20 protein-coding genes and 1 tRNA gene are annotated in these 23,269 nt (G+C 65.8%); 12 read left to right on the top strand and 9 right to left on the bottom strand.

The features are described from left to right. Positions 1 to 40 precede the first annotated feature (40 nt). Together WC585_RS04360 and WC585_RS04365 are read right to left on the bottom strand one after the other, a co-directional pair. Positions 41 to 511, bottom strand: a complete 471-nt coding sequence (locus WC585_RS04360; RefSeq protein ID WP_373256333.1) for a peptidase S1 — start codon at positions 509 to 511, stop codon at positions 41 to 43. 103 nt (positions 512 to 614) lie between these two features. After that, positions 615 to 690 (bottom strand) — tRNA-Ala (locus WC585_RS04365). Between the two features lie 154 nt (positions 691 to 844). Here WC585_RS04365 and WC585_RS04370 point away from each other — a divergent pair. The 5 genes from WC585_RS04370 (at position 845) to hisS (ending at position 5,617) form a co-directional block, all read left to right on the top strand. Beyond that, entirely contained in the window at positions 845 to 1,165 is a 321-nt protein-coding gene (locus tag WC585_RS04370) for a YggT family protein (RefSeq protein WP_373256334.1), read from the top strand. A 130-nt stretch (positions 1,166 to 1,295) separates the two neighbouring features. Further along, on the top strand, positions 1,296 to 2,174 hold the full coding sequence (locus WC585_RS04375; RefSeq protein WP_373256335.1) for a 3-hydroxybutyryl-CoA dehydrogenase: 879 nt from the start codon (positions 1,296 to 1,298) through the stop codon (positions 2,172 to 2,174). Positions 2,175 to 2,183: 9 nt separating this feature from the next. After that, positions 2,184 to 2,753, top strand: coding sequence for a phthalate transporter (locus tag WC585_RS04380; RefSeq protein WP_373256336.1), 570 nt, complete (start codon positions 2,184 to 2,186; stop codon positions 2,751 to 2,753). A gap of 85 nt (positions 2,754 to 2,838) precedes the next feature. Further along, the gene (locus WC585_RS04385) at positions 2,839 to 4,065 is read left to right on the top strand and encodes a DUF418 domain-containing protein (protein WP_373256337.1); all 1,227 of its coding nucleotides are present in this window, start codon (positions 2,839 to 2,841) and stop codon (positions 4,063 to 4,065) included. Between the two features lie 49 nt (positions 4,066 to 4,114). Continuing rightward, positions 4,115 to 5,617: a histidine--tRNA ligase gene (hisS, locus tag WC585_RS04390; protein WP_373256338.1), complete on the top strand. Its 1,503-nt coding sequence runs from the start codon at positions 4,115 to 4,117 to the stop codon at positions 5,615 to 5,617. A gap of 286 nt (positions 5,618 to 5,903) precedes the next feature. Here hisS and WC585_RS04395 read toward each other — a convergent pair whose 3' ends face one another. Continuing rightward, positions 5,904 to 8,042, bottom strand: coding sequence for a M13 family metallopeptidase (locus tag WC585_RS04395; RefSeq protein WP_373256339.1), 2,139 nt, complete (start codon positions 8,040 to 8,042; stop codon positions 5,904 to 5,906). 177 nt (positions 8,043 to 8,219) lie between these two features. On the opposite strand from WC585_RS04395, the gene WC585_RS04400 reads away from it, so the two are divergent. Further along, positions 8,220 to 10,055 carry a cation:proton antiporter gene (locus WC585_RS04400; protein ID WP_373256340.1) on the top strand — a complete coding sequence of 612 codons (1,836 nt, stop codon included), beginning with the start codon at positions 8,220 to 8,222 and terminating at the stop codon, positions 10,053 to 10,055. Positions 10,056 to 10,291: 236 nt separating this feature from the next. Continuing rightward, positions 10,292 to 10,936 (top strand): TetR/AcrR family transcriptional regulator, encoded by a 645-nt coding sequence (locus tag WC585_RS04405; protein ID WP_373256341.1) that lies wholly within the window; start codon positions 10,292 to 10,294, stop codon positions 10,934 to 10,936. Between the two features lie 122 nt (positions 10,937 to 11,058). Here the strand turns inward: WC585_RS04405 and WC585_RS04410 are convergent, their stop codons facing one another. Then, the gene (locus WC585_RS04410; protein ID WP_373256342.1) at positions 11,059 to 12,174 is read right to left on the bottom strand and encodes a Rieske 2Fe-2S domain-containing protein; all 1,116 of its coding nucleotides are present in this window, start codon (positions 12,172 to 12,174) and stop codon (positions 11,059 to 11,061) included. Positions 12,175 to 12,293: 119 nt separating this feature from the next. On the opposite strand from WC585_RS04410, the gene WC585_RS04415 reads away from it, so the two are divergent. Together WC585_RS04415 and WC585_RS04420 are read left to right on the top strand one after the other, a co-directional pair. Then, positions 12,294 to 13,232: an alpha/beta fold hydrolase gene (locus tag WC585_RS04415; RefSeq protein ID WP_373256343.1), complete on the top strand. Its 939-nt coding sequence runs from the start codon at positions 12,294 to 12,296 to the stop codon at positions 13,230 to 13,232. 119 nt (positions 13,233 to 13,351) lie between these two features. Then, positions 13,352 to 15,457: a PBP1A family penicillin-binding protein gene (locus tag WC585_RS04420; RefSeq protein ID WP_373256344.1), complete on the top strand. Its 2,106-nt coding sequence runs from the start codon at positions 13,352 to 13,354 to the stop codon at positions 15,455 to 15,457. A 325-nt stretch (positions 15,458 to 15,782) separates the two neighbouring features. Here the strand turns inward: WC585_RS04420 and WC585_RS04425 are convergent, their stop codons facing one another. The 3 genes from WC585_RS04425 to WC585_RS04435 all read right to left on the bottom strand — a co-directional run bounded on the left by WC585_RS04425 (position 15,783) and on the right by WC585_RS04435 (position 18,479). Next, a complete protein-coding gene (locus WC585_RS04425; protein ID WP_373256345.1) occupies positions 15,783 to 16,499 on the bottom strand; it encodes a M48 family metallopeptidase in 717 nt (238 codons plus the stop codon). After that, on the bottom strand, positions 16,465 to 17,745 hold the full coding sequence (locus WC585_RS04430) for a polyhydroxyalkanoate depolymerase (RefSeq protein ID WP_373256346.1): 1,281 nt from the start codon (positions 17,743 to 17,745) through the stop codon (positions 16,465 to 16,467). The genes WC585_RS04425 and WC585_RS04430 overlap by 35 nt, the downstream gene beginning before the upstream one ends. Positions 17,746 to 17,849: 104 nt before the next feature. Continuing rightward, positions 17,850 to 18,479: an SCO family protein gene (locus WC585_RS04435; RefSeq protein WP_373256347.1), complete on the bottom strand. Its 630-nt coding sequence runs from the start codon at positions 18,477 to 18,479 to the stop codon at positions 17,850 to 17,852. A 53-nt stretch (positions 18,480 to 18,532) separates the two neighbouring features. Here WC585_RS04435 and WC585_RS04440 point away from each other — a divergent pair, with 53 nt between their 5' ends. After that, positions 18,533 to 20,032, top strand: a complete 1,500-nt coding sequence (locus WC585_RS04440) for an ActS/PrrB/RegB family redox-sensitive histidine kinase (RefSeq protein ID WP_373256348.1) — start codon at positions 18,533 to 18,535, stop codon at positions 20,030 to 20,032. Positions 20,033 to 20,103: 71 nt separating this feature from the next. Continuing rightward, entirely contained in the window at positions 20,104 to 20,670 is a 567-nt protein-coding gene (locus WC585_RS04445) for an ActR/PrrA/RegA family redox response regulator transcription factor (RefSeq protein WP_292172316.1), read from the top strand. Between the two features lie 3 nt (positions 20,671 to 20,673). On the opposite strand, the gene WC585_RS04450 is transcribed toward WC585_RS04445, so the two are convergent. Further along, positions 20,674 to 20,940, bottom strand: a complete 267-nt coding sequence (locus WC585_RS04450) for a DUF6356 family protein (RefSeq protein WP_373256349.1) — start codon at positions 20,938 to 20,940, stop codon at positions 20,674 to 20,676. A 139-nt stretch (positions 20,941 to 21,079) separates the two neighbouring features. Here WC585_RS04450 and WC585_RS04455 point away from each other — a divergent pair, with 139 nt between their 5' ends. Beyond that, a complete protein-coding gene (locus WC585_RS04455) occupies positions 21,080 to 22,270 on the top strand; it encodes an acyl-CoA dehydrogenase (protein ID WP_373256350.1) in 1,191 nt (396 codons plus the stop codon). Positions 22,271 to 22,371: 101 nt separating this feature from the next. On the opposite strand, the gene WC585_RS04460 is transcribed toward WC585_RS04455, so the two are convergent. Then, a complete protein-coding gene (locus WC585_RS04460) occupies positions 22,372 to 23,145 on the bottom strand; it encodes a DUF3313 family protein (RefSeq protein ID WP_373256351.1) in 774 nt (257 codons plus the stop codon). Positions 23,146 to 23,269 lie beyond the last annotated feature (124 nt).

Consider the following 23,269-nt stretch of genomic DNA (forward strand, 5'->3'; position numbering starts at 1 on the left):
AACCGCCGGGGCTTCTGAAGCTCAGACGAACTTTATCGGCTCAGGGCGTCTCGGTGATCAGCAGGGTCGCCGCTGCCGTCGAACCGCCGAAGGTGCCAACCCACACATCGTAGGTGCCGCTCTGCGGGCGATTGAACCGCACCTCGGCATCCAGGTCGCCATAGCTGTCGTCGTCGCAGGACCAGGAGCCGTCCGGGCCATTGATGATCAGGGTGGTATCGACCGACGACAGCGTCCGGAACACCAGCGGCAGATTGCCAGCGCTGTAGCTCACCTCGTAGTCGGGCGCGTCGCTGATCATGCCCACGCAAGCTTCCGGCAACGGGGTGTCCTCATAGGCATCGATGGACCCGCCCGCCGTGATCGAGACACGATGCGGATCCGGCGTGAAGCCGTTGTTCAGACTGACCGATCCGAAGTTCGCCTTCAGACTGGCGTCCTGCGCCAAAGCGACCTGTGGCGCGACAACGATCGCCGCCACAAGGGCGACTGCACCGATGATCTTGTTCATTGTAGTCGTCCCCTCAAATTCCGATGAATTAACCCTTAAGTCGTCATCGCGCCGCCAAGCTTGGCCGTCAAGTCTGGATAACGCTGTAATGGAGCATAACGCCTGGTGGAGCCGAGGGGAGTCGAACCCCTGACCTCGTCATTGCGAACGACGCGCTCTACCAACTGAGCTACGGCCCCTTTTCAGGGATGCAGGCGAGCGCGGGACATAGGGGGGTCTAGGCCGGGGTGTCAACGGGCGCAAAGCCAGCCGCATCTGCGGCGTCGGAAACCTTGGCTTGGAGGTGCATGTGCCGCTAGAAGCGGGGATTATCTTGCAGGGAGCCTTTGCGGCATGGCGGCGATCATCGGATTTGTGTTCTTCATCCTGGGGGCACTGCTTCAGCTCTTGCTGCTGGCGATCATCGTGCAGGCGATCCTGAGCTGGCTGTTCGCCTTCGACGTGATCAATCATCGCAACCGGTTCGTGGCCCAGATCGCAGACTTTCTGGACCGCATCGTCGGGCCGGTGTTGGCCCCGTTTCGCCAGATCATCCCGCCGCTGGGTGGCATAGATATCTCTCCCATCATCGTCATTCTGATCATCCGCGGTATCCAGATTTTCCTGCTGCCCGCGTCGCAGGCGGCTCTGCTGAGCCTGGTCGGAGCCTATTGATCGAAAGCGGCCTTGAGGCCACGCCTGGTCGTGATCGTGCTGCGGCGCGATATCCGGTCTTGCGCGGTCTGGTCACCGTCCTAAGGTGCCTGTCCGACAGGGCCAGGGGCCTGCCAGACCGCCGGACTTCATGACCACGATAAGAACAGTCGCCATAATCGGCGCGGGCCAGATGGGTTCGGGGATCGCCCAGGCGATCGCAGCCGGTGGCTATTCGGTCGTCCTGTACGACGCCGCTCCGGAGCGCGTGCCCCAGGCCCAGGCCGCCATTGCCGCCAGCCTGGCGCGCCAGGTTGAGCGCGGCCTGATCGATGCGACTGCCGCCGATGCCGCCCAGTCGCGCATAGCCCCCGCCGGCTCCCTGGCCGAAGCGGCCAAGGCGGATCTGGTCATCGAGGCTGCGGTCGAGGACGAGGCGATCAAGAAGACCCTGCTGGCCGAACTGGTGCCCCATCTGGGGGCAGACACCCTGCTGGCCTCCAACACCTCGTCCATCTCCATCACCCGCCTGGCCTCGGCGACCGACCGGCCGGAGCGGTTCATCGGCCTGCATTTCATGAAGCCGGCCCCCGTGATGAAGCTGGTGGAGATCATCCGCGGCATCGCCACCTCGGCCGCCACCTATGAGACGGCTGTCGCCTTCGCCGAGAGCCTGGGCAAGACCACCACCAATGCCGAGGACTTCCCCGCCTTCATCGTCAACCGCATCCTGGTGCCGATGATCAACGAGGCGATCTATGTGCTGTACGAAGGCGTCGGCAATGTCTCGTCGATCGACAAGGCGTTGAAGCTGGGGGCCAACCATCCGATGGGGCCACTGGAACTGGCGGACTTCATGGGTCTGGACGTGGTACTGGCCATCATGAACGTGCTGTACGACGGCCTGGCCGACAGCAAATACCGGCCCTGCCCGTTGCTGGTGAAATATGTCGAGGCCGGGTGGCTGGGACGCAAGTCCGGGCGCGGCTTTTACGACTATTCGGGCGAGACGCCCGTGCCGACCCGCTAGGGCGAGCGGATGAGCGACGCCGCGACACCGCTGAACCTGCCCGGCCGGGAACGCGTCACCTGGCGCAAGGAGCCGCACCGCATCGTCCTGGCCGCACTGGCGGGGGCCTGCTGGCCGCCCTTGATCCTGACCCTGCCGATCTGGAGACCCGCCGCCGACAACTGGATGCCGGGGCCGGAGATGGACTGGCGCCTGCTGGTCCTGCTGATCGGTCTGGTCGCCGTGCCCGGCTTCATGCGCTTGGTGGAGCGCGAGCGTCAGCGCGACGGGCGTCCGGCGACGCGGCTGGCCGTCATCTGGCGGTTCCTGTTGTACGGCGGGCTGCTGGCGGCCGCAGTCGCAGCGGCGGCAGCGTTGATCATGTCGGTGACCGGGTCGCTGGAGGCGGGAACGCCGGGACGAGCAGCGGGTGCGACCGAGACGACGTTGCTGATCTATGGCGTCGGCGGCCTGCCCATCGCCGTGCTGGTCGGCGTCAGCTATGCCCTGTGGGCCGGCTTCTGCGTGGCCTTTCTGGCCTTCCGGCCACAGCCCGAGGTGCGCGACCGCCTGGGCGTCATGGATCGCCGCAAGCGCTAGAGCCCGGCACATTACGCGGAATTCAGTTTTCGATCCCGCTGTCTAATGTAAAACGTCCTTGTCTTCATTCTCGGGGGAGCAGGACATGACAGACGCCACCATGACGGCCGCGCCATCGGCGACGACGGAGCGCATTTTCAATCTGGACATGCTGCGCGGACTGGCCGTGCTGGGCATTCTGGCGGTCAACTGTCTGGCCTTCGCCTGGCCCGGCGAGATCATATCCATGCGCGAGGCCATGCCGTTCGCCGTCGATGGGGCCAATGAGACGGCGCTGTGGGTCGAGCGAGTCTTCTTCGAGGGCAAATGGCGGACGCTGTTCTCCATGCTGTTCGGGGTGTCGATCTTTCTGGTCGGGGGCGAGCGGTCGAATGCGGAGCGGGGGGCGCTGCTGCAGCGCCGCCTGCTGTGGCTGCTGGCCTTTGGGGTGGCGCACGGGGTGCTGCTGTGGTCCGGCGACATCCTGCTGCACTATGCCTATTGCGGCTTCATCATGATGATGTTCCGGTCGTGGTCGGCCGGGCGGCTGATCAAGGTCGGGGGCGGCATCATTCTGGCGCTGTCGCTGCTGGGCGGGCTGACGCTGTGGGGCTGGGGCGCCATGCCGGCCGAGATGGCCGCCGAGATCCGCGCCAGCATGGCCGACACCCTGTCGCCCGCCGGAACCCTGGCCAAGATCGAAAAGGTCAGGGGCGGCGGCTATTTCCTCTACAATCTGGTCGCCTGGATCCAGTATCAGATGAGCAGCGCCATACTGATCCCGGTCACCGTCTCGCTGATGATGCTGGGGCTGGGCCTGTACAAGTCCGGCTTCCTGTCGGGGCGGGCCCCGATGTGGACCTATGTCCTGGCGATCGGTCTGGGGGCCGCCAATCTGATCGGTCTGGCGATCCTGATGGGTCAAAACCTGGCCGCACCCGTCGCGGCGGACCCGACGCGGGGACTGGCGGGCCTGTTCTCGGCCTTCGCCGTGGTCATCACCGTGGGCTATGTCGCCGCGTTGGTTCTGCTGGCCAGGACGCCGGTCAAGGCCGTGCTGGCGATCTTTGCCCCCGTCGGCCGGATGGCCTTCACCAACTATCTGATGACCAGCGTGATCTTCGTGCTGCTGGCGGTCATGCCCGGCGGGCCGATGATCTTTGGCCGCGCCGAGCCGGGGACGCTGTGGATGTGGGTGGTCGGGGTGTGGGCCCTGCTGATCGTCTGGTCGCCGCTGTGGCTGTCGCAGTTCCGGATGGGGCCGTTCGAATGGGTCTGGCGCTGCCTGAGCCAGGGCCGGCGGCTGCCCTTGCGAAAAGGTGCCGCGGCCTGATCGCCACGGGATCGTTGCCGGTGGCCCTGCGATGGCTTAATCGCGCGGCATGACCGACCCGACCGACACTGCCCCCGCCCGCCCCGAAGCCCGCAATCCGCGTGGCTTTGCCGACCGGCGCGGGCGCGACCTCATCGCCGAGCGCCGCATCGTGCGCCAGGTGTCGGAGGTCTATGAGCGCTGGGGCTTCGAGCCGCTCGACACGGGCGCGTTTGAATATGCCGATGCCTTGGGCAAATTCCTTCCCGACGCCGACCGTCCCAATGAGGGCGTGTTCGCGCTTCAGGACGACGATGATCAGTGGATGGCGCTGCGGTACGACCTGACCGCACCGCTGGCCCGGTTCGCGGCGCAGAATTGGGAGACGCTGCCAAAGCCCTTCCGCCGCTATGCCTTCGGATCGGTGTGGCGCAATGAGAAGCCCGGTCCGGGTCGGTTCCGCGAGTTCACCCAGTGCGATGCCGACACCGTCGGCTCGGACCGGCCCGAGGCCGATGCAGAGATCATCGCCATGGCGGGCGAGGGCCTGAGGGCCGCAGGCCTGGACACGGATCAGGCCGTGATCCGCGTTTCGAACCGCAAGCTGTTCGACGGCCTGTTCGAGGCGGGCGGGGTGACCGATCCGGTCCAGAAGCTGACGGCGCTGCGGGCCATCGACAAGTTCGACCGCCTGGGCTGGGAGGGGGTCGCGGCCCTGCTGGGCGAAGGGCGCCTGGACGACAGCGGCGACTATACCAAGGGGGCGCAACTGCCACTGGGCGTGGCGTCGACCATCGAGGCCTTTCTGGCTTCGGCCGGGGATGCGGGGCTGAGCCGGTCGGAGACGCTGGACGCCGTGGCGCGCGCGGGCGGTCTGGGGGCCATCGGCGAGGCGGCGCTGAACGAGTTGGCGGCCATCGATCAGGCGCTGAATGCGATGAAGGTGGGCCAGGATGCGGTGCGGTTCGACCCCACCATCGTTCGCGGGCTGGAATACTATACCGGTGCGGTCTTCGAGGCCGAACTGCTGCTGGAGACCACCGACGACAAGGGCCGCGCCGTGCGCTTCGGCTCCATCGGTGGCGGCGGTCGCTATGACGATCTGGTCGCTCGTTTCACGGGCGAGCGGTTGCCGGCGACGGGGTTTTCGTTCGGGGTGTCTCGTCTGGCCTCGGCCCTGAGAGCAGCGGGGCGCGCAGACGATGCTGCGGTGCGCGGGCCGGTCGTGCTGATCGTCTTTTCCGACGCCGACATGCCGCACTATCTGGAGGCCCTGGCCGAGCTGAGGAATGCGGGCATCGCCGCCGAACTGTATCTGGGTCGGGCGGGCATGAAGGCGCAGATGAAATATGCGGACCGCCGGGGATCACCCGCCGCCGTCATCATGGGCGGCGACGAGATCGCGGCGGGCACCGTGACCATCAAGGATCTGGACGCGGGGCGGGCCGCCGCCTCTGCCGTCGCGGGCAATGAAGCCTGGAAGGCCGAGCGTCCGGGCCAGTTGTCTGTCGAGCGGGGCCTGATGGTCGAGACGGTTCGCCGTATTGTTTCAGCAACGCTTGGAACTGCGTAAGTTATCGTCGATAACCTGCGTCTGAAGACCGGTATTGCCTGTCCAATCATTGACTTGAACGCCGATTTGTCGTCATTTGGTCGCACTCGGAAGCGCAGCGTTTCGGCGCAGCAGCTTCTGGAGGCGTTTCGGGGAGGAAACGTCCGCTCCCTAGAGAGCGAAAGAAAGCCCGCTGCGTCGTATCCCCCGCAGCGGGCTTTTTCGTGCCTGATGCCTGGCCCCGGCCGGACATGAAAAAGGCCGGAGCGTTTCCACTCCGGCCCTCATCAACTTGATCCGCCAGTCGCTACCAGATCCGGACGCGCTGGTCCGAAGGCAGGTAGTAGGCAGCGCCCGGCTCGACGTCGAACGCCGTGTACCACTCGTCCACATTGCGAACAGGACCGATGACGCGGAACTCGGCCGGGCTGTGGGGATCGGTGGCGATCTGCTGCTTCAGAGCATCCTCACGATATTTGGACTGCCAGACCTGGGCCCAGCCGTAGAAGAAGCGCTGATCACCGGTCGTGCCGTCCAGGATCGGTGCCTCGGCTCCATTCAGCGACAGGCGATAGGCGGCAAGACCCACGGCCACACCGGCGGCGTCGCCGATGTTCTCACCCATGGTCAGTCCGCCCTGCACATTGAAGCCGGGGATGGGTTCAAACTGGTCGTACTGGGCGCCGAGGCGCGTGGTCAGGGCATCGAAATTGGCCTTGTCCTGCGGCGTCCACCAGTTGCGCAGCACGCCGTCGCCGTCGGACTTGGAGCCCTGGTCATCGAAGCCGTGGCCGATCTCGTGACCGATCACGCCGCCGATTCCGCCATAGTTGACCGCCGGGTCGGCATCCGGATCGAAGAAGGGCGGTTGAAGGATGGCGGCCGGAAAGACGATCTCGTTATTGGTGGAGTTGTAATAGGCGTTCACCGTCTGCGGGGTCATGCCCCACTCATCCTTGTCGACGGGATCGTTCAGGCGGTTCAGTTGATAGTTCCACCGGAACAGGCCGGCCCGCTCGATATTGCCGAACAGATCGTCGGGGCGGACTTCCAGATCGGAGTAGTCACGCCACTTGTTCGGGTAGCCGATCTTGACTGTGAACTTGTTCAGCTTTTCTTCTGCCGCCGCGCGGGTCTCGGCGCTCATCCAGTCGTAGGTCTCGATCCTGGCAGCCAGGGCCAGGCGCAGGTTGGCGACCAGTTCTTCCATCTTGGCCTTGGATTCGGCGGGGAAGTATTCGGCCACATACTGGCGGCCAACGGCCTCGCCCAGCATGCCCTCGGCATGGCTGATGCCGCGTTTGTCACGGGGGCGCTGCATGGGTTGGCCCTGCAGATCGCGCGAGCGGAACTCCCACTGGGCGTCTGCAAAGCGTTTTGACAGCTGACCTGCGGCATCGTCGGTGGTGTGGAAGGCCTGCCAAGCCTGGATCGTTTCCATCGGCGTCTCGGCATAGATGGCGGCGATCAACGGCATGGCCGTGTCCTGACGCACGATCAGACGCGGTACCTCGCCGACGCCTACAGCAGTGTAATAGTCCTGCCACGGGAAGCCGGGGGCCTCCTGGGCAAGCTGAGCGATGGTGTATTCGTTGTAGGTCTCGTCGCGGTTACGGTTCTGGATCGGCGTCCAGTGCGCTTCGGCAATGCGGGTCTCGAAAGCGACGATGGCGGCAGCGCTTTCGACCGGGTTTTCCCAGCCGATCATCTCCAGCATGCGGGCGACATAAGCCTGATACAGCACCTTCTTGTCGGCCCAGCGCTGCTCCAGATAGTAGTCGCGGTTGGGCAGGCCGATGCCCGACTGGCCGGTCGAGACGACATAACGGGTCGGGGCCTTCTGGTCGGTCGAGATGCCGGTGCCGAAGATCGACCCGCCGATGCGGCCCTGGGTCTGGCCCATGTAGACGGCAGCCTTGTCATGGGTGTCGGCGGCGCGGATGGCGGCCAGATACGGAGCCAACGGCTGGGCATCCAGCGCCTCGATCCGTGCCTCGTCCATATAAGCGCGATAGGCGTCGGCAATCTTCTGCTCATCCGATCCCGCAGTCAGGTCGGTGCGGGCCGCCAGGGCGTCAATCATGACCTTGACCCGGTTGTCCGACAGTTCGCGCAGCAGGTTGAACGAACCGTAGGACGTGCGATCCGAAGGGATCTGCAGGCGATCCAGCGCGGCACCATTGGCGTAGCGAAAGAAGTTGTCGCCGGGGTTCACAGAGGTATCGCGCCCGGCCAGATCAAAGCCCCAGGTGCCGTATTTCGGTGTTTCCGTGCCCTGATAGCCCTGTACGGTCGCGCCGTCGGCAGGTGCCTGAAACAGTTCGAAGACGGTGCAGGCCTCGTCGATGCAGGTGTGGTTGTGACCGTCGTCACTGAAATGCTGGGCCTGGGCGGCGGCAGGAAGGAGCAGGGCACCGATCGCGGCACCAAGGAGCAGGGTTTTCATCGTCGACTTCACCGTGATTGTTCAGGGGCTTCAGTGTCGGCGCGGACCCTACGCCCCGAATTTGCCTCCGTGACCTGAATTTTTTGTCATGAATGGATTTAAAGCCTGTGCTGCAAGGGTTTCGCTTGGCCTAGCCTGCGCATCGACCGATAGTGCGCCGCAACAGGCGGGAGCATCATGGCGGGCGGGCACGGCGGCGGAGAATACAAGGACCTGGTGGTCTTTCTGGCGGCCGCAGGCGTGGTCGTGCCCCTGTTCAACCGGTTCAAGATCAGCCCGGTGCTCGGCTTCCTGGCTGCCGGCGTGCTGCTGGGCCCGCAGGGCCTAGCGCGTCTGACCGACACCGTCCCGTGGCTGAGCTGGCTGACCATTTCGGACGCCGCCCAGATTCGCTCGTTGTCGGAACTGGGCGTGGCCTTCCTGCTGTTCATGATCGGGCTGGAGCTGTCTTGGGAACGGCTCAAGGCTATGCGTCGGCTGGTCTTCGGTCTGGGCCTGACCCAGGTCGCGGCCTGCACGGTCGTACTGGGCGGCATCTTCATGTTGATGGGCCAGTCGCTGGTTGCTTCAGCCGTGCTGGGCATGGGGCTGGCCTTGTCATCGACAGCGGTGGTCATGCCGGTCATGGCGGAGCGCGGGCGCGTGACGACAACCAGCGGCCGGGCGACCTTTTCCATCTTGCTGGCTCAGGATCTGGCCGTCGCGCCGATCCTGATCACGGTCACGGTTCTGGCTGCACTGGCTCAGGGTGCTGCCACGGCGGGCGGCGACTTCGATCCGGCGGTGCTGAGGCCTGCGCTTCTGACCCTGGTTCCCGCCGCCATTGGCCTGGCGTTGCTGGTCGCGCTGGGTCGGCTGGTGCTGCGACCCATGTTCCGCTCCGTGGCGAAGGCCAAGGCCAAGGGACAGGGCCAGGAGATGTTTGTCGCGGCAAGCCTGCTGGTCGTCGTCGGCTCGGGACTGGCGGCCCAGGCTGCGGGTCTGTCGATGAGCCTGGGGGCCCTGATTGCCGGGCTGCTGCTGGCGGAAACAGAGTTCAGGCGCGAGGTCGAAATCTCGATCGAGCCGTTCAAGGGGCTGTTGCTGGGTGTCTTCTTTGTCGGGGTCGGCATCGGACTGGACCTGGATGCCGTCGCCGCCAACCCGTGGGGCGTGTTCGGCCTCGCCGCCCTGCTGACGGGGGTCAAGATTTTCCTGATCTTTGGTGCAGCCCGCTTCTGGGGACTGAACAATCGCACCGCCATAGAGACAGCGCTGGTCCTGGGTCCGGCGGGAGAGTTCGCCTTCGTCATCTTGGGTGCCGGGGTGCTGGAGGGCATCGGTTCGGCGGCCTTCACCCAGACTGCCCTGCTGGCCGCGACCATCAGCATCTTTACCATTCCGCTTATGGCCTTGATCGCCAGTCGCCTAACGAGGCGGGTAGAAGCCGCGCACCCCGAACTGCCGCCCGAGGCAACGGTGCCCGTCGACACCGAAAATCAGGTCCTGATCGTCGGATTTGGTCGCGTCGGGCGGCTGGTAGGCGAAATGCTGACCGAGCACGGACAGGCGTTTCTGGCTATCGATGCCAACCCGTCGACGGTGTCAAAGGGGCGAGCAGAAGGTGCCAATGTCTTTTATGGCGATGCCGGGCGTGAGGAGATGTTGAGGCTGTGCGGCATCGACACAGCGCGCGCGGTCATCGTCACCATGGATGCGCCAGGCAAGGTGGACGAGGTTGTCGTCGCTGCGCGCGCCCTGCGGCCCGACCTGATCCTGATTGCCCGCGCCCGCGATGATCGCCATGCGGAACGCCTCTATCGGCTGGGCGTCACAGACGCCGTGCCTGAAACCACAGAGGCCAGCCTGCAGTTGGCCGAGAACACGCTTGTCGATCTTGGCGTGCCCATGGGACTGGTCCTCGCCTCCATCCACGAGCGTCGGGACCGCTACCGAAAGCTGTTTCAGGCCGCCATGCCAGACGGACAACAACCACGGCGACCCCGCGCGCTGCGCGCGACAACCCGTCGTTGATGCGCGCCGCCTGAAAGTCGCGGCTATCCTCAGCTTAACCTTCCCGAGACGGGTTCCATTAATCTGTGCACCCCAATTTGGTCATCGTTCGGTGGTCAACAGCCGCGCTGTCCGGAAAGACGTTCGGTGCGCTGATGCGGCCGTATTCCATTCCTTCCGTCACTTCGGTGATCCTGTTTCACGCGGCGTGTGCATGATGCCGCCAGTCGAGTAACCGTTTTATGCGAGATTCCGCTTTGACCTCCCCCCAGACCAACGCAGACATCGACGCCCCACGCCTCAACCGCCGTCAGGCCGCCAAGGTCCGCACGCGGGGCAAGGTTCTGGAAGCGGCCCGCACCCTGTTCGCGGAGCGCGGCTATGACGCCGCCACTATTCGCGACATCGCCAAGGGTGCCGGCATGTCGACAGGCGCGGTCTTTGCTAACTTCCAGGACAAGTCCGAACTGTTCGAGGCCGTGCTGGCCGAAAATCTTGAAGGCACACTGGAAGCTTTTCAGACTGCGGCGAAAGAGGACGGCCGCGCCAGCGACCGCCTGACGGCCGCCCTGTCGGTCGGCTATCATCGCGGCCTGGAGCACCTGCCGCTTGTTCAGGCGATCTTTGCCCGGGCCTGGTTCCAGCCGGAAGACGCCAACGAACGCCAGCGCGCCATGGCCCGCCCGTTTGTTGAAGCCGTGGCCGGCATTCTCCAGGCCGGTATCCGCGAAGGCGAATTGCGCCAGGACATTGATGTGACGCTGATGACCCGGATGATCTGGGAAATCTACATGTCCAACTACCGCCATGCCGCTTACGACGGCTGGAGCATGGAAGAGCTGACGCCGCACGTCCGCAAGCAGATGGACCTGATCCTGTCAGGTCAACTGACCAGGCAATAGTTCGAAAGAAGGCCCGTCGGTTCGCCGGCGGGCCGTCTTCTGGGCGCTCCCGCTCCCGACGTGGTCGCTCGCTGCTTGAGCGCGAGTTAGCTCGCATCCAGCGCCTCATCGCGGGCCAAGGGTTAGCTCTTCCACCTCAGAGTCGCGGCCTTGACGGGATTGGCGAAGGGTCGCTGTTCGGTGCGGCTCTTGATCCATTCGCGCTTCAACTGCTGATACCATTTCGCCTGTTTGTCGGCGTCGTCGATCCAGATCAGGGCCGGATCGTAGCGCAGGCCTTCGTTCTGCAGGTTCACCATGCCGCCGTCCTGTTTCAGGAAGGCGCGCACGCCCTGACGCAGGAAGGGCTTGGCGATCCCGAACACCCAGTGGTCGGACCAGAATATCTGGGTGATGCGGGTTTTCGTCTCCGTGACCGGTGTCAGGCAGGTCAGGGCCAGGACCTGCTTTTCACCCACCTGAATGTGCTCCCAGCGATAGCCGGGCAGGCGAAAGGTGATCTCGGTCGCCGGAGCCCCGCCCAGAATCTTGTAGGCCCGGCTGTTGGACGAGGGGGCGTGGCGGACCATGGCAAAACCGAGGTCACGCGGCTCGAAGGCCTTCGACTTTTCATGCATCGAATGTTCGGAGCGCCACCACCATTGCTGATGCACATACGGGCCATGGGCGGGGTCCATCAGGCCGACGACGGCGTGGTCGATATGGCTGTCGAAATCCATCGCCTCGACCAGTCTGGCCTCGCCGCCGACCACGCCGGGGAAGACGGGCGGTTCGTGATCCGGCTCTGCGGGGCTGCGCGGATCGGACGTCATCCAGACGAAGATCATGCCCTGGCTTTCGCGGACCGGATAGGACCGAACCCGGATGCGCTCGGGCTCATAGGCCTGATCTTCGACAAGGGAGGGAATGGCGGCGCAGACACCGTCGGGGCGGAAGCGCCAGCCGTGGTAGCAGCACTCGATCGTCTCGCCCTCGCCCGGCTTTTCGACCAGACGGCCCGCCGATAGCGGCGCGGCGCGGTGTGGGCAGATGTCGCGCATGCCATAGAGCTGGCCCGCCTTCGTCCGACCGATCAGGACGGGTTCTCCCAGCAGCTCATGCCGCTTCATGTCGCCGGGCCTCACTTCACGGGACAGGGCGACGAAATACCAGGTGTCCAGCACGAACCCCTTGCCGAAGGCCGTGGGCGCGGGCGAAGGTCGGGCAGTGGCGGAGAGATCAGCGGTATCGGCGGGCATGCCGCCATCGTATTGGGCTTCATCGCGCTTGTCGCCTGTCAGCATCGCGTGACAAAGAAAGCGCTTTACATCATAAAGTAAATTGGTATTGAGCGGTCATCGTCGGGAGGACAACACGCATGAACAGAACCCTAGCCTTTGTCGCCGCTGCCATTCTGGCGACCGCGGCCACCCCTGCCCTGGCCCAGCACGCCGACCATGCCGGTCACGCCGGTGCCGACCACGGCCATCAGCATGCCGACTTCGAATCCGGTCGTTTCCATGTCCGCGTCGACGGGCCGGAACAACCGATCGGCGACATCATCCTGATCCCCGGCCTGTCGTCCTCGCCGGAAGTCTGGGATGGGCTGACCGAGGCGCTGAAAGATCGCTACCGCATCCACCGCATCCATGTTCAGGGCTTCGCCGGTGCCCCGGCCGAGGACAATGCTCAAGGCCTGGTGGCCACGCCCGTCGCCGCCGATCTGGCTCGCTACATTCGCCAGCAGCAACTCGACAAGCCGGTGGTCATCGGCCACTCGATGGGCGGTACCATCGCCATGATGCTGGCGGCGCGTCAGCCCGCACTGGTCGGCAAGCTGATGGTGGTGGACATGATCCCCTTCATGGGTGCCATGTTCGGCGGACCGCAGGCCACGGCCCAGAGCGTCCAGCCCATGGCCGACATGGTCGCCACCGGCATGCGTAGCTCGCCGCCCGAAGCCTGGGAGGCCCAGGCCTCCCAGACCATTGCCGGCATGATCAACACCGAGGCTGCGCGCTCCGGCCCCATCCAGGATAGTGTGACCAGCGATCAGAACGTGGCGGCGGCGTCGATGCGCGAGCTGATCACCACGGACCTGCGTCCCGAACTGTCCCGCATCACGGCTCCAACCGAGGTGCTGTACGTCAAGTTCAACGACGCCCGCATGACCAATGAGATGACGGACGGCATTTATGCCGCCTCCTTCGCCAATCTGCCCGGCGTCACGCTGAAGCGGATCGACGACAGCGCCCACTTCATCATGCTGGACCAGCCGGAACGCTTCCTGGCCGAGGTGAACGCGTTTTTAGAATAGCCCTTCGAACGGCCATGCTTTCGGCGGAAACGGTGCTCACGATCGTGTGAAACGGGGGGCACCGTTTCCGTATGCCGCGCGACCCGCTATGACCGGGCATCGGCTTGATGAGGGTTGCAATGGCGGGTTCAGGCGCGCGTTTCGGTAATGAGTCCAGTCCTGCCCCCGACGGCCGCAAGCCGAAGCGGACGGGGTGGAAGCGCTTCTTCTACTGGAGCGCGGTCCTGGCGGTCTGGGCGCTGATCTTCCTGGTGGTCTTCTTTGCCGTCTTTGCGCGCGACCTGCCCAGCACGGCCAGCCTGTACAATGTCGATCGCCAGCCCTCGATCACCTATCTGGATCGCAACGGCGCTTTGATCGCGGTGCGCGGCACCCAGATGGCCCCGCCCGCCGATCTGGACAGCCTGCCCGACTATGTGCCCGCCGCCTTCGTGGCGATCGAGGACCGGCGCTTCTATGGCCACCCCGGCTTCGACCCCATCGGCATGAGCCGGGCGATGGTCGCCAACATCCGCGCGGGGCGCGTGGTCCAGGGCGGCTCGACCCTGACGCAGCAGCTGGCCAAGAACCTGTTCCTGTCGCCCGACCAGAACATGAAGCGCAAGGTTCAAGAACTGATGCTGGCCGTCTGGCTGGAGATGAAATTCTCCAAGAAGGAGATCCTCGCCCTCTATCTGAACCGGGTCTATTTCGGTGCCGGGGCTTACGGCATCGAGTCGGCGTCGCAGCGCTATTTTGACAAGGGGGCCAAGGATCTGACGGTCGGTGAGGCCGCGCTTCTGGCCGGTCTGCTGAAGGCTCCGTCGCGCTATTCGCCGGTGTCCGAGAGCGAGCGTGCGGCCGGGCGGGCCACGGTCGTTCTGAACGAAATGGTCGAGGCGGGCGTGATCACAGTCGCACAGCGTGATGCCGCCGCCGCCACGCCGGTTCGGGTCTCGCGTACCCTGGCAACCCAGCATGCCCAGTATTTCGTCGACTGGCTGGATCGCCAGATCCGCGAACTGGTCGGCGAGCCGACTGAGGACCTGGTGGTGGAGACCACGCTGGACCTGACGCTGCAGACCTCGGCCGAGCGGGCCGTGCGGCGCATCCTGGATCGCGACGAAGGCAAGGGCGTGGAACAGGCCGCCCTAGTCGCGCTGGACGGCGACGGGCGGGTGCGGGCCATGATCGGCGGGGCATCTTACGCCGACAGCCAGTTCAACCGCGCCACCGAGGCACGGCGCCAGGCGGGCTCGGCCTTCAAGCCGTTCGTCTATCTGGCCGCGCTGGAGGCGGGCTATACGCCCGAGAGCCGCGTCGTGGATCAGCCCATCACCATCGGCAACTGGTCGCCGCGAAACTATTCCGGCAACTTCATCGGCGAGACGACCCTGGCCAATGCCGTGGCCCAGTCGACCAATACCATCGCTGCCGGTCTGGCCGACCAGATCGGGCGCGACAATGTTGCTCGCACCGCACGCCGTCTGGGGATCACCAGCCGGATCGGGCTGGAGCCGGCCATGGCCCTGGGGGCCGTTGAGGTCAGCCCGCTGGAGATGGCCCAGGCCTATGACGCCTTCGCCAATGGCGGTCGCCGCGTCAGCGCCTATGGCATCAGCCGCATCCGCACGCCGCAGGGCCGGGTGATCTATCAGCGCGACGCGCGCCAGGGGGCACCAGTACAGGCGATTTCCAACCCCTTCCTCTATTACCAGAACCAGATGCTGCGCGGCGTCGTCACATCCGGCTCGGGCCGGTCGGCGGGAATCGCGGGGCGCGATATCGCGGGCAAGACGGGCACGACCTCGGACTACAAGGACGCCTGGTTCGTCGGCTATACCGGCGGCTTCGTCACCGCCGTCTGGGTCGGCAAGGATGACAATACGGCGATGCGCGGCATCACCGGCGGCTCGTCCCCCGCCGCTATCTGGCGCGGCTTCATGGAGGCGGCTCTACCCCGTCTGAACGCTCCGGCCATTCCCGACGGCCCGGCCATGCCCGAAGGCTGGCAGCCGCCGACCCCGATCGGGCAGATGCTGGAAGAGATCGGCGATCCTTACGGCGACAATCCTCCGGCGGAGACGGATGAGGGTGTCTACGAGGAGCCCTCGGCACCTCCGGCACGGAGCGACCCGAATGATCCGCGAGGGCGCGAGCCCGCCGTGGTGCGCCCGACAGCACCCCAGCCTCAGCGCCCCGACGACCGTCAGCCCGAGCGTAGCCGCGAGCCGCTGTTCTTCTAGGGGGACTAGATGCGATTTGCGTGGATTGCAGCAGCAGCTTGGGGCCTCGCGGCGTGCGCACCATCATCACCAGATTGCCTAGATGGCCTTTGTGTTGGATCGTACCTAGACGCCTCCAGCCCACCTGAACTCGCACATTACCGCCTTAGCGGTGGCATCTGTGACGGACAGACCATCCTCAGTAGCCGCGGCAAGTTACCCGGATGCAAAGTGTCCAACGCAACAGGCGTGGCATACCGAAACGACGTCTACCACGTCGTCTTTGCCCTGACGGAGGGTGAGATAGAGAGCATCTCTAGGCAATGGCTTGACTCATACCCTTGATCTAGCGCCCCACGGCGTGGAGGGCCGCGCCATGGTCCTTAAGCCAGCGGCGATAGGGGCGGTGGTCGCCGATCAGGTCGTGGACGACGGACCAGTAGGCCGGGCTGTGGTCGGCATGGACCAGATGGGCAACCTCGTGCGCGGCCAGGTAATCGACCACCGCATGCGGGGCCATGATCACCCGCCAGCTGTAGCGGATGGTGCGGTTGTGCGGGCTGCAGGAACCCCAGCGGGACTTGGGGTCGGCGATGGAGATCTTCACCGGACGCTGAGCGAGGGCCTTCAGATGCACGTCGGTGCGCGCCTGCAAGGTGTCGCGGGCGATGCGTTTGAACAGGTTCTCGACGCGGCGGGCAAAGGCCTCGCCTTCGCCACCCGACAGGATGACGGGACCGTCGGCGTCCTCGGTCAGTCGGGCGGCCCCGGCACCGGGCACGGCGAGCAGCCGGGTCGGCCGGTCGAACAGAGGAAGGACCCCGCCGGAGACTATCGGCGTGCCGGGCCGGCGCTGGGCCAGGCGATCCAGCATCCAGTCCGTCTTGGTGCGGGCAAAGGCCACGACCTCGCCCAGCTTGCGCTCGCTGGGCGCGATCAGGACCGCCTCGCCCGCGCGCCCGTCGATGCGGATCGACAGGCGGCGGGCGCGGGGATTGACCGACAGCCGGGCGGCGACGCCAAGCGCTTCAGGCGGCAGCCGCTGGCCGTTCCGGTACTGCACTGGCCACCTCATGGGCCGCGATGAAGTCGCGGACGCGCGGATAAATGTCGTCGCGGAACCGGCGACCGTTGAATACGCCATAGTGGCCGACGTCGGGATGGACATACAGCACGCGCTGATCGTCGGTCAGGCGCGTGCACAGACCATGCGCCGCCTGGGTCTGGCCGACGCCGGAGATATCGTCCTTGGCCCCTTCGACAGTCATCAGGGCGATGTCCGTGATCTTGGTCAGATCGACCTTGCGCCCGCGATGCTCCAGCAGGCCGCGCGGCAGCAGATGCTGCTGGAAAACGATGTCGATGGTCTGAAGATAGAACTCCTCCGAGAGGTCCAGCACCGAGAGGTATTCGTCGTAGAATTCCTCGTGCTTCTCCACCCCGTCGCCGTCGCCCGAGACCAGGTCCTGGAAGTAGCGGTGGTGGGCGTCGATATGCTTGTCCTCGTTCATCGACATGAAGCTGTAGAGCTGGACGAAGCCTGGATAGACGCGTCGCCCGAACCCCGGATAGGGCCAGGGCACGGTGTGGATCATGTTCGACTTGAACCAGGCGAAGGGCTTTTCCTCGGCCAGTTCATTGGTCACCGTCGGCGACAGGCGCGCATCAATGGGCGAACCCATGAAGGTCATGGAGGCGGGCCGGTTGGGGTCGTTGTCCTCGGCCATGAGGGCGCAGGCCGCCAGGACCGGCGGGCCGGGCTGGCAAACACCGACGACGTGGGCCCGCGGGCCGATGGCGGCCAGCATCTCGCGCACGTGGTCAATGTAGTCGGAGAAGTCGAACCGCCCCTCCAGCATCGGCACCTGACGGGCGTTGGACCAGTCGGTGACATAGACGTCGTGGTCCTGAAGGAAGCCTTCGACCGTCCCGCGCAGCAGGGTGGCATAGTGGCCCGACAGGGGCGCGACGATCATCACCGACGGGGCCGCTGTCGGCTTTCCGGCACGTTTCAGGTCGCCTATGTTGCGGGCAAAGCGGATCAGACGGCACCAGGGCGAGGACCAGACGATCTGCTGGGTCGTGCGCACCGGGCGATTGCCGACGGTGATGACGTCCAGACGCCAGTCCGGCTTGCCATACCGGCGCGTCACGCTCTCGAACAGTTCGGCCGAGGCGAAGGCGGTGCGGCCGATGGCGGTGTCTGCGGCGGGGTTCAGCGGCGACGACCAGAAGGTCCGGGCCATCTGGGCCCCAATCCGGAAGGGTGAGGCGGAGGCGTAGGCGAGTTCGTGCAGCGAATACAGCATGTCGATCCTGGTCGGCGACCGCGAACGGTCACGATACGGCACAGCAGCATATAGTGTGCCGCACTGCAAAATCATTAGCGTCGATCACGCAGTTGTGGGGAGCCCTATCCCCGCGCCATATTGCGCTCGATGACGTCGGCAGCCTGCTGGGGTCCCATGTCATGGGCCAGGGGTGCGCGGAACCTGCCGTTCGGGCCCATAAGATAGACGGTCAGCGAGTGGTTCATGGTGTAGCCCTCGCCTTCTCCGACCTGGCTGTAATAGGCGCGGTAGGCGTCGGCGGCGGCGCGGACCTGTTCGGGCGTGCCAGTCAGGCCGATGACGCCCTCGGGAAAGCCGTCGGAGGACAGATAATCTTTCATGGCTTGCGGCGTGTCGCGGGCGGGGTCGACCGTAATAAAAATGACCTGAACGTCCTTCGCCTTGTCACCCAGCTGACGCTGCGTCGCCTCCAGAGCCGCGAGTGTCGTGGGGCAATAGTCGGGGCAGTAGGTGAAGCCGAAGAAGACCAGGGACCACTTGTCATTCAGGATCGACTGATCGACGGTCTGGCCGTCCTGATTGACCAGCTGGAAGGGTCCGCCGACCTGAGGCTGTCCGGTACCCGTTTCGGTGAAGGTGACGGCGTCCGTCGTCTGGCTGCGACCGCCCACGACGACCAGCGCGACGACCACGATGGCGGCGGCGATGGCGATACAGGCCCCGGCGAACAGCAGGATAGAACGGCGCGGCATCGTGACCCTCATGGAACATGCGTAAACACAGCAAGCCGGGCTATAGAAGAGGCGTGAGCCAGACCCAAGCCCCGTTTTCGTCGCAGCCGAGCCCGCCCGAGACGGGCCGTTTCGGCGGCTGGCGCAACCTGCCCCGCCGCAGCCGCGGTCTGAGCCTGCGCACCCTGATCATCCTGCGCTGGATGGCCATTGCGGGCCAGAGCGCCACCGTGGCGGTGGCGACCGGCTGGCTGCATTTCGACCTGCCGCTGTGGCCGTGCCTGGCCGTTATCGCCGCCAGCGTGGTGATGAACCTGAATGCCACCGCGCGGCTTAAGCGATCGGACGGCGCGGTCGCCGACGGGCGAATGACGGCCCTGCATCTGGGGTTCGACATCCTGCAGCTCAGCCTGCTGCTGGGCCTGACCGGCGGGTTGCAGAACCCGTTCAGCCTGCTGCTGGTCGCGCCGGTGACGGTGGCGGCGGCTTCCCTGCCGGGGCGTCAGGCGGTGCTGATGGGCCTGCTGGTTCTGGCCGCGACGGTGGCGCTGTTCTTCATGTCCATGCCCCTGCCGTGGCAGGCGGGGACAGAGCTGGAACTGCCGCCGCTTTATCGGTTTGGAACGGGCCTGGCCCTCGTCACGGGGGTGGTGTTCACCGCCGCCTATGCCTGGCGCGTCGCGGCGGATGCGGAGAAGCTGGAACTGGCCCTGGCCACCACCCAGGACGTGCTGCAACGCGAACAGCGGCTGGCGGCCCTGGGTGGTCTGGCGGCGGCGGCGGCGCATGAGCTGGGCACGCCGCTGGCTACGATCCAGGTTGTGGCCAAGGAGTTGCTGCGGGCGTCGGTCAAGGATGGCCCGGCGGCAGAGGATGCAGCGCTGATCCTGCAACAGGCGGAGCGGTGCCGGGGAATACTGAAACAACTGTCGCAGCAGCCCGAAGAGGGCGACGCTTCCTTTGCCGAGGTGGGGCTCAAGGGGCTGCTGGAAGAGGTGACCGAGCCGCATCGGGGTTTTGACCTGGCGTTCGAAGTGTCCGTGCGGACGGCCTCGGGCGAGCCAGAGCCGCGCGTGCGTCGCCTGCCCGAGGTCATTCATGGGCTATCGACCCTGGTCGAGAACGCCGCCGATTTCGCGGGGTCGAAGGTGCGGGTGCGAGCCTTGGTCGATGCAGGCTTCATCGAGATCGAGATCGTCGATGACGGGCCGGGCTTCCCCGCCGACATTCTGCCCCGACTGGGCGAGCCCTATGTGACCAGTCGACCCCAGGGGAAGGCGCGCCGGGCGTTGGCCGCCCAGATCGCCTCCTCCGTCGCCGCGGCCACGCCCCGACGCAAGGGGCGCAAGGCCAAGACGATGCCTGCGCCGGAGCCGGTGGCGATTGCGCCCAGCCAGGGGGGCATGGGGCTGGGCTTCTTCATCGCCCGCACCCTGCTGGAGCGGACCGGCGGCAAGGTAGCGGTGGGCCCCGGTGAGGGGGCGACCGATCGCAGCCAGCCGCGCGGGGCCCGGGTCGCCGTGCGGTGGCCCAGACCGGCGCTTGAGGTGGCGACCCAAGACCTCCCGGCGTAGTGTCGCACCCCTGACGCTGAACCTTGACCGCAGTCGTATCGTTACCGATGTCCCTGCCAAGGAGAACACCGATGGCCGAAGTCGAGACGAGCACCGAAGACCGCATCGCCGCCCTGGCGGACAAGAGCCTGCTGCTGCTGGACGACGACAATGCGCTGCGCACACGCCTGGGCCGGGCCCTGGAAAGCCGGGGGTTCGAGGTGACGCTGGCAGCGTCCCTGGCCGAGGCGCGCGATGCGTTGAAGACCGCGCTACCGGCCTTCGCCGTGCTGGACATGCGGTTGGAGGACGGCAACGGGCTGAAGATCGTGGAGGCCATCCGGGACAGGCGTGAGGACGCCAAGATTGTCATGCTGACCGGCTATGGGGCCATCGCCACGGCAGTCGCCGCCGTCAAGGCCGGTGCCGTGGACTATCTGCAGAAGCCCGCCGACGCCGACGACGTGGTCAAGGCCCTGTTGGCGACCGGCGAAGCGCCCGAGCCCCCCGCCAATCCGATGAGTGCGGACCGCGTGCGCTGGGAGCATATCCAGCGGGTCTATGAGCTGTGCGACCACAATGTCTCGGAGACGGCGCGGCGACTGGGCATGCACCGCCGCACCCTGCAACGTATTCTGGCCAAGCGCGCGCCGCGCTAGGCCTTACAGGCCAACGTCCCAGACGCCCGCGTCACGCATGCGGGTCTCGCGCGCCTCGTCTGCCCGGCCGCCCAGGTCACGCGCCATACCCCGAATGGATTCCGAGACGGTGCTCTTGTGCAGCCCCGGGATCAGAGCGTGGGTGAAGGCGCAGGCCGAAAGCCTGAGCAGCTTGAAACCGTAGCGGGAAGACGCCGCCATATGCTGGAAATAGGTTTCCTCTACCTCGCGCGGGTGGTCGGCGAACAGGCGCTTCAGGGTGCGGATCATGCGGACATCCTAACCTGCGACGGCGCGGGCCTCTACCCGCCACGCTCATTCTGTCCTAAACCGCGCGCCAGAACAGGGGTTCGATCGTCGTATTCGCCCACGATCGCATGAGGCCCCGCGACGCTTCAGGGACGACACCATGGCCGATGGCAGCACCAATCCGCAGAAGACGTTCCGCTGGGACGACCCGCTGGACCTCTCTGGACGGTTGACGGAGGACGAGCGGGCTATCCAGGACGCGGCCCGGTCCTATGCCCGTGACAGCCTGCTGCCTCGCGTGGTCGAGGCGTTCCGCGACGAAACCTTCGACCGGACAATCATGACCGAGATGGGCCAGATGGGGTTCCTCGGGGCCATGCTCCCGGAACAGTACGGTGGCTCGGCCGTCAGCCATGTCGCCTATGGCCTGATCGCCCGCGAGATCGAGGCGGTAGACTCAGGCTATCGTTCGGCCATGTCGGTACAGTCGTCGCTGGCCATGTATCCGATTTATGCTTTCGGCTCCGAGGAGCAGAAGATGCGGTTCCTGCCGAGGATGGCAGCGGGCGAGCTGGTCGGCTGTTTCGGCCTGACCGAAGCCGACGGCGGTTCGGACCCGGCCTCGATGAAGACCAAGGCGGTCGCGGTCGACGGGGGCTATCGCCTGAACGGCGCGAAATACTGGATCACCAATTCGCCGATCAGTGACCTGGCGGTCGTCTGGGCCAAGCTGGACGATACGATCCGCGGCTTTGTCGTCGAGCGCGGCATGGACGGCTTCACCACCGACAAGATCGGCGACAAGCTGTCCTTGCGGGCCTCGATCACCGGCGACATCGGCCTGAACGACGTCTTCGTGCCGGAGGAGAACCTGCTGCCGGGCGTGAAGGGGCTGCGCGGTCCGTTCTCCTGCCTCAACAAGGCCCGCTACGGCATCGCCTGGGGCGCGATGGGTGCCGCCGAGGCCTGTTTCCACCTGACGCGGGACTATGTGGGTGAGCGGATGCTGTTCGGCCGCCCGCTGTCGTCGCGCCAACTGGTGCAGAAGAAGCTGGCCGACATGCAGACCGAAATCTTCCTCGGCTTCGAGGGCGCGCTTGCGCTCGGTCGGCTGCTGGACCAGGGAGCCTGGGTGCCCGAGGCCATCTCGATGATGAAGCGCAACAACTGCGGCAAGGCGCTGGATATCGCCCGCGTCGCCCGCGACATGCACGGCGGGGCCGGCATCACCGGCGAGATGCACGTCATGCGCCACGCCATGAACCTGGAAACCGTCAACACCTATGAGGGCGCGCACGACGTGCACGCCCTGATCCTGGGCCGGGCGATTACGGGGGAAAGCGCTTTCTAGTTCAGGGCGCTAGCGCTCGGCTCGCAGAGCCTCGCTGCATGAGCGCCGCCCCTCCACCGCTGCGCGGTCCCCCCCATCTGAGATGGGGAGGAAAATTGGCCTCACTCTTTCGGCGGCTCGGCCCGCGTGCCCGTGTTGATCTCGGGCACATAGAGGCCGGTGACCAGGCGGGTAGCGAAGCCGGCAGGCTGGGTGCGCGGGCCGTAGGCCGCGCAAGGGTCCGGATCGGCGATGGGGCGCACGGCCCGGCCCGTGGGGGCGAAGGCGTCGCCGACGGCGTCGCCGAAGGGCTCGGCCATCTGCAGGGCGTCACCGACACGGGATAGCGAGGGGCTGTCGACACCGACCACATTGGCATTGCGGGCCCAGGCGAGGGCAGCGACCTGCATCCCGCCCGGCGCGACCAGTTCCGCCTCGGCGGCGAGGCCTCCCGTGGTACCGGGCACGCGCAGGGTACCGGGCCCGGGGATCAGGACATTTGCGATAGCGGCGACGCCCGAGCCAGCAGCTCCCGTGGGGTTGATGCCGGTCACGGCCGTGCGCACGCGGGCGGCGTTGGCGGCATTGTTCACGACGGTGAACCGCTCGCTCATCTCGTAGCAGACCTGACGGTCGACCTCGCGCAGGACCAGGGCCCGATCGGCCTCGGACAGGGCGTCGCCCGCGCCGGCGACCAGGACCGAGGGCTCCAGATAGACCTGCTCCACCGCCGTGGCCGCAGCCTCGTCGCGTCGCTCGCGGATCGAGGCGCGCAGAGTGTCGTCGCGGATCGTCAAGCCATCATAGGTGCTCAGGAATCCGGCGTTGGCGGCAGGCGCAGTCTGGCAGGCGGCGAGGGAGGAGCCCGCGAGCAGAAGAAGGGCGATACGCTTCATGATGGGAACCTGTCGATGGGAGAGACGCGCGCTGTAACGCGCATCCGTCAGAAAGGATCATGTTTCCCTGGATTGTCTTTGACCCACAGCCCCCTATCGTCCGGCCCCAGAATGGGAGACCTGA

The organism is Brevundimonas sp. (assembly GCF_041648055.1).
Taxonomy (GTDB): Bacteria; Pseudomonadota; Alphaproteobacteria; order Caulobacterales; family Caulobacteraceae; genus Brevundimonas.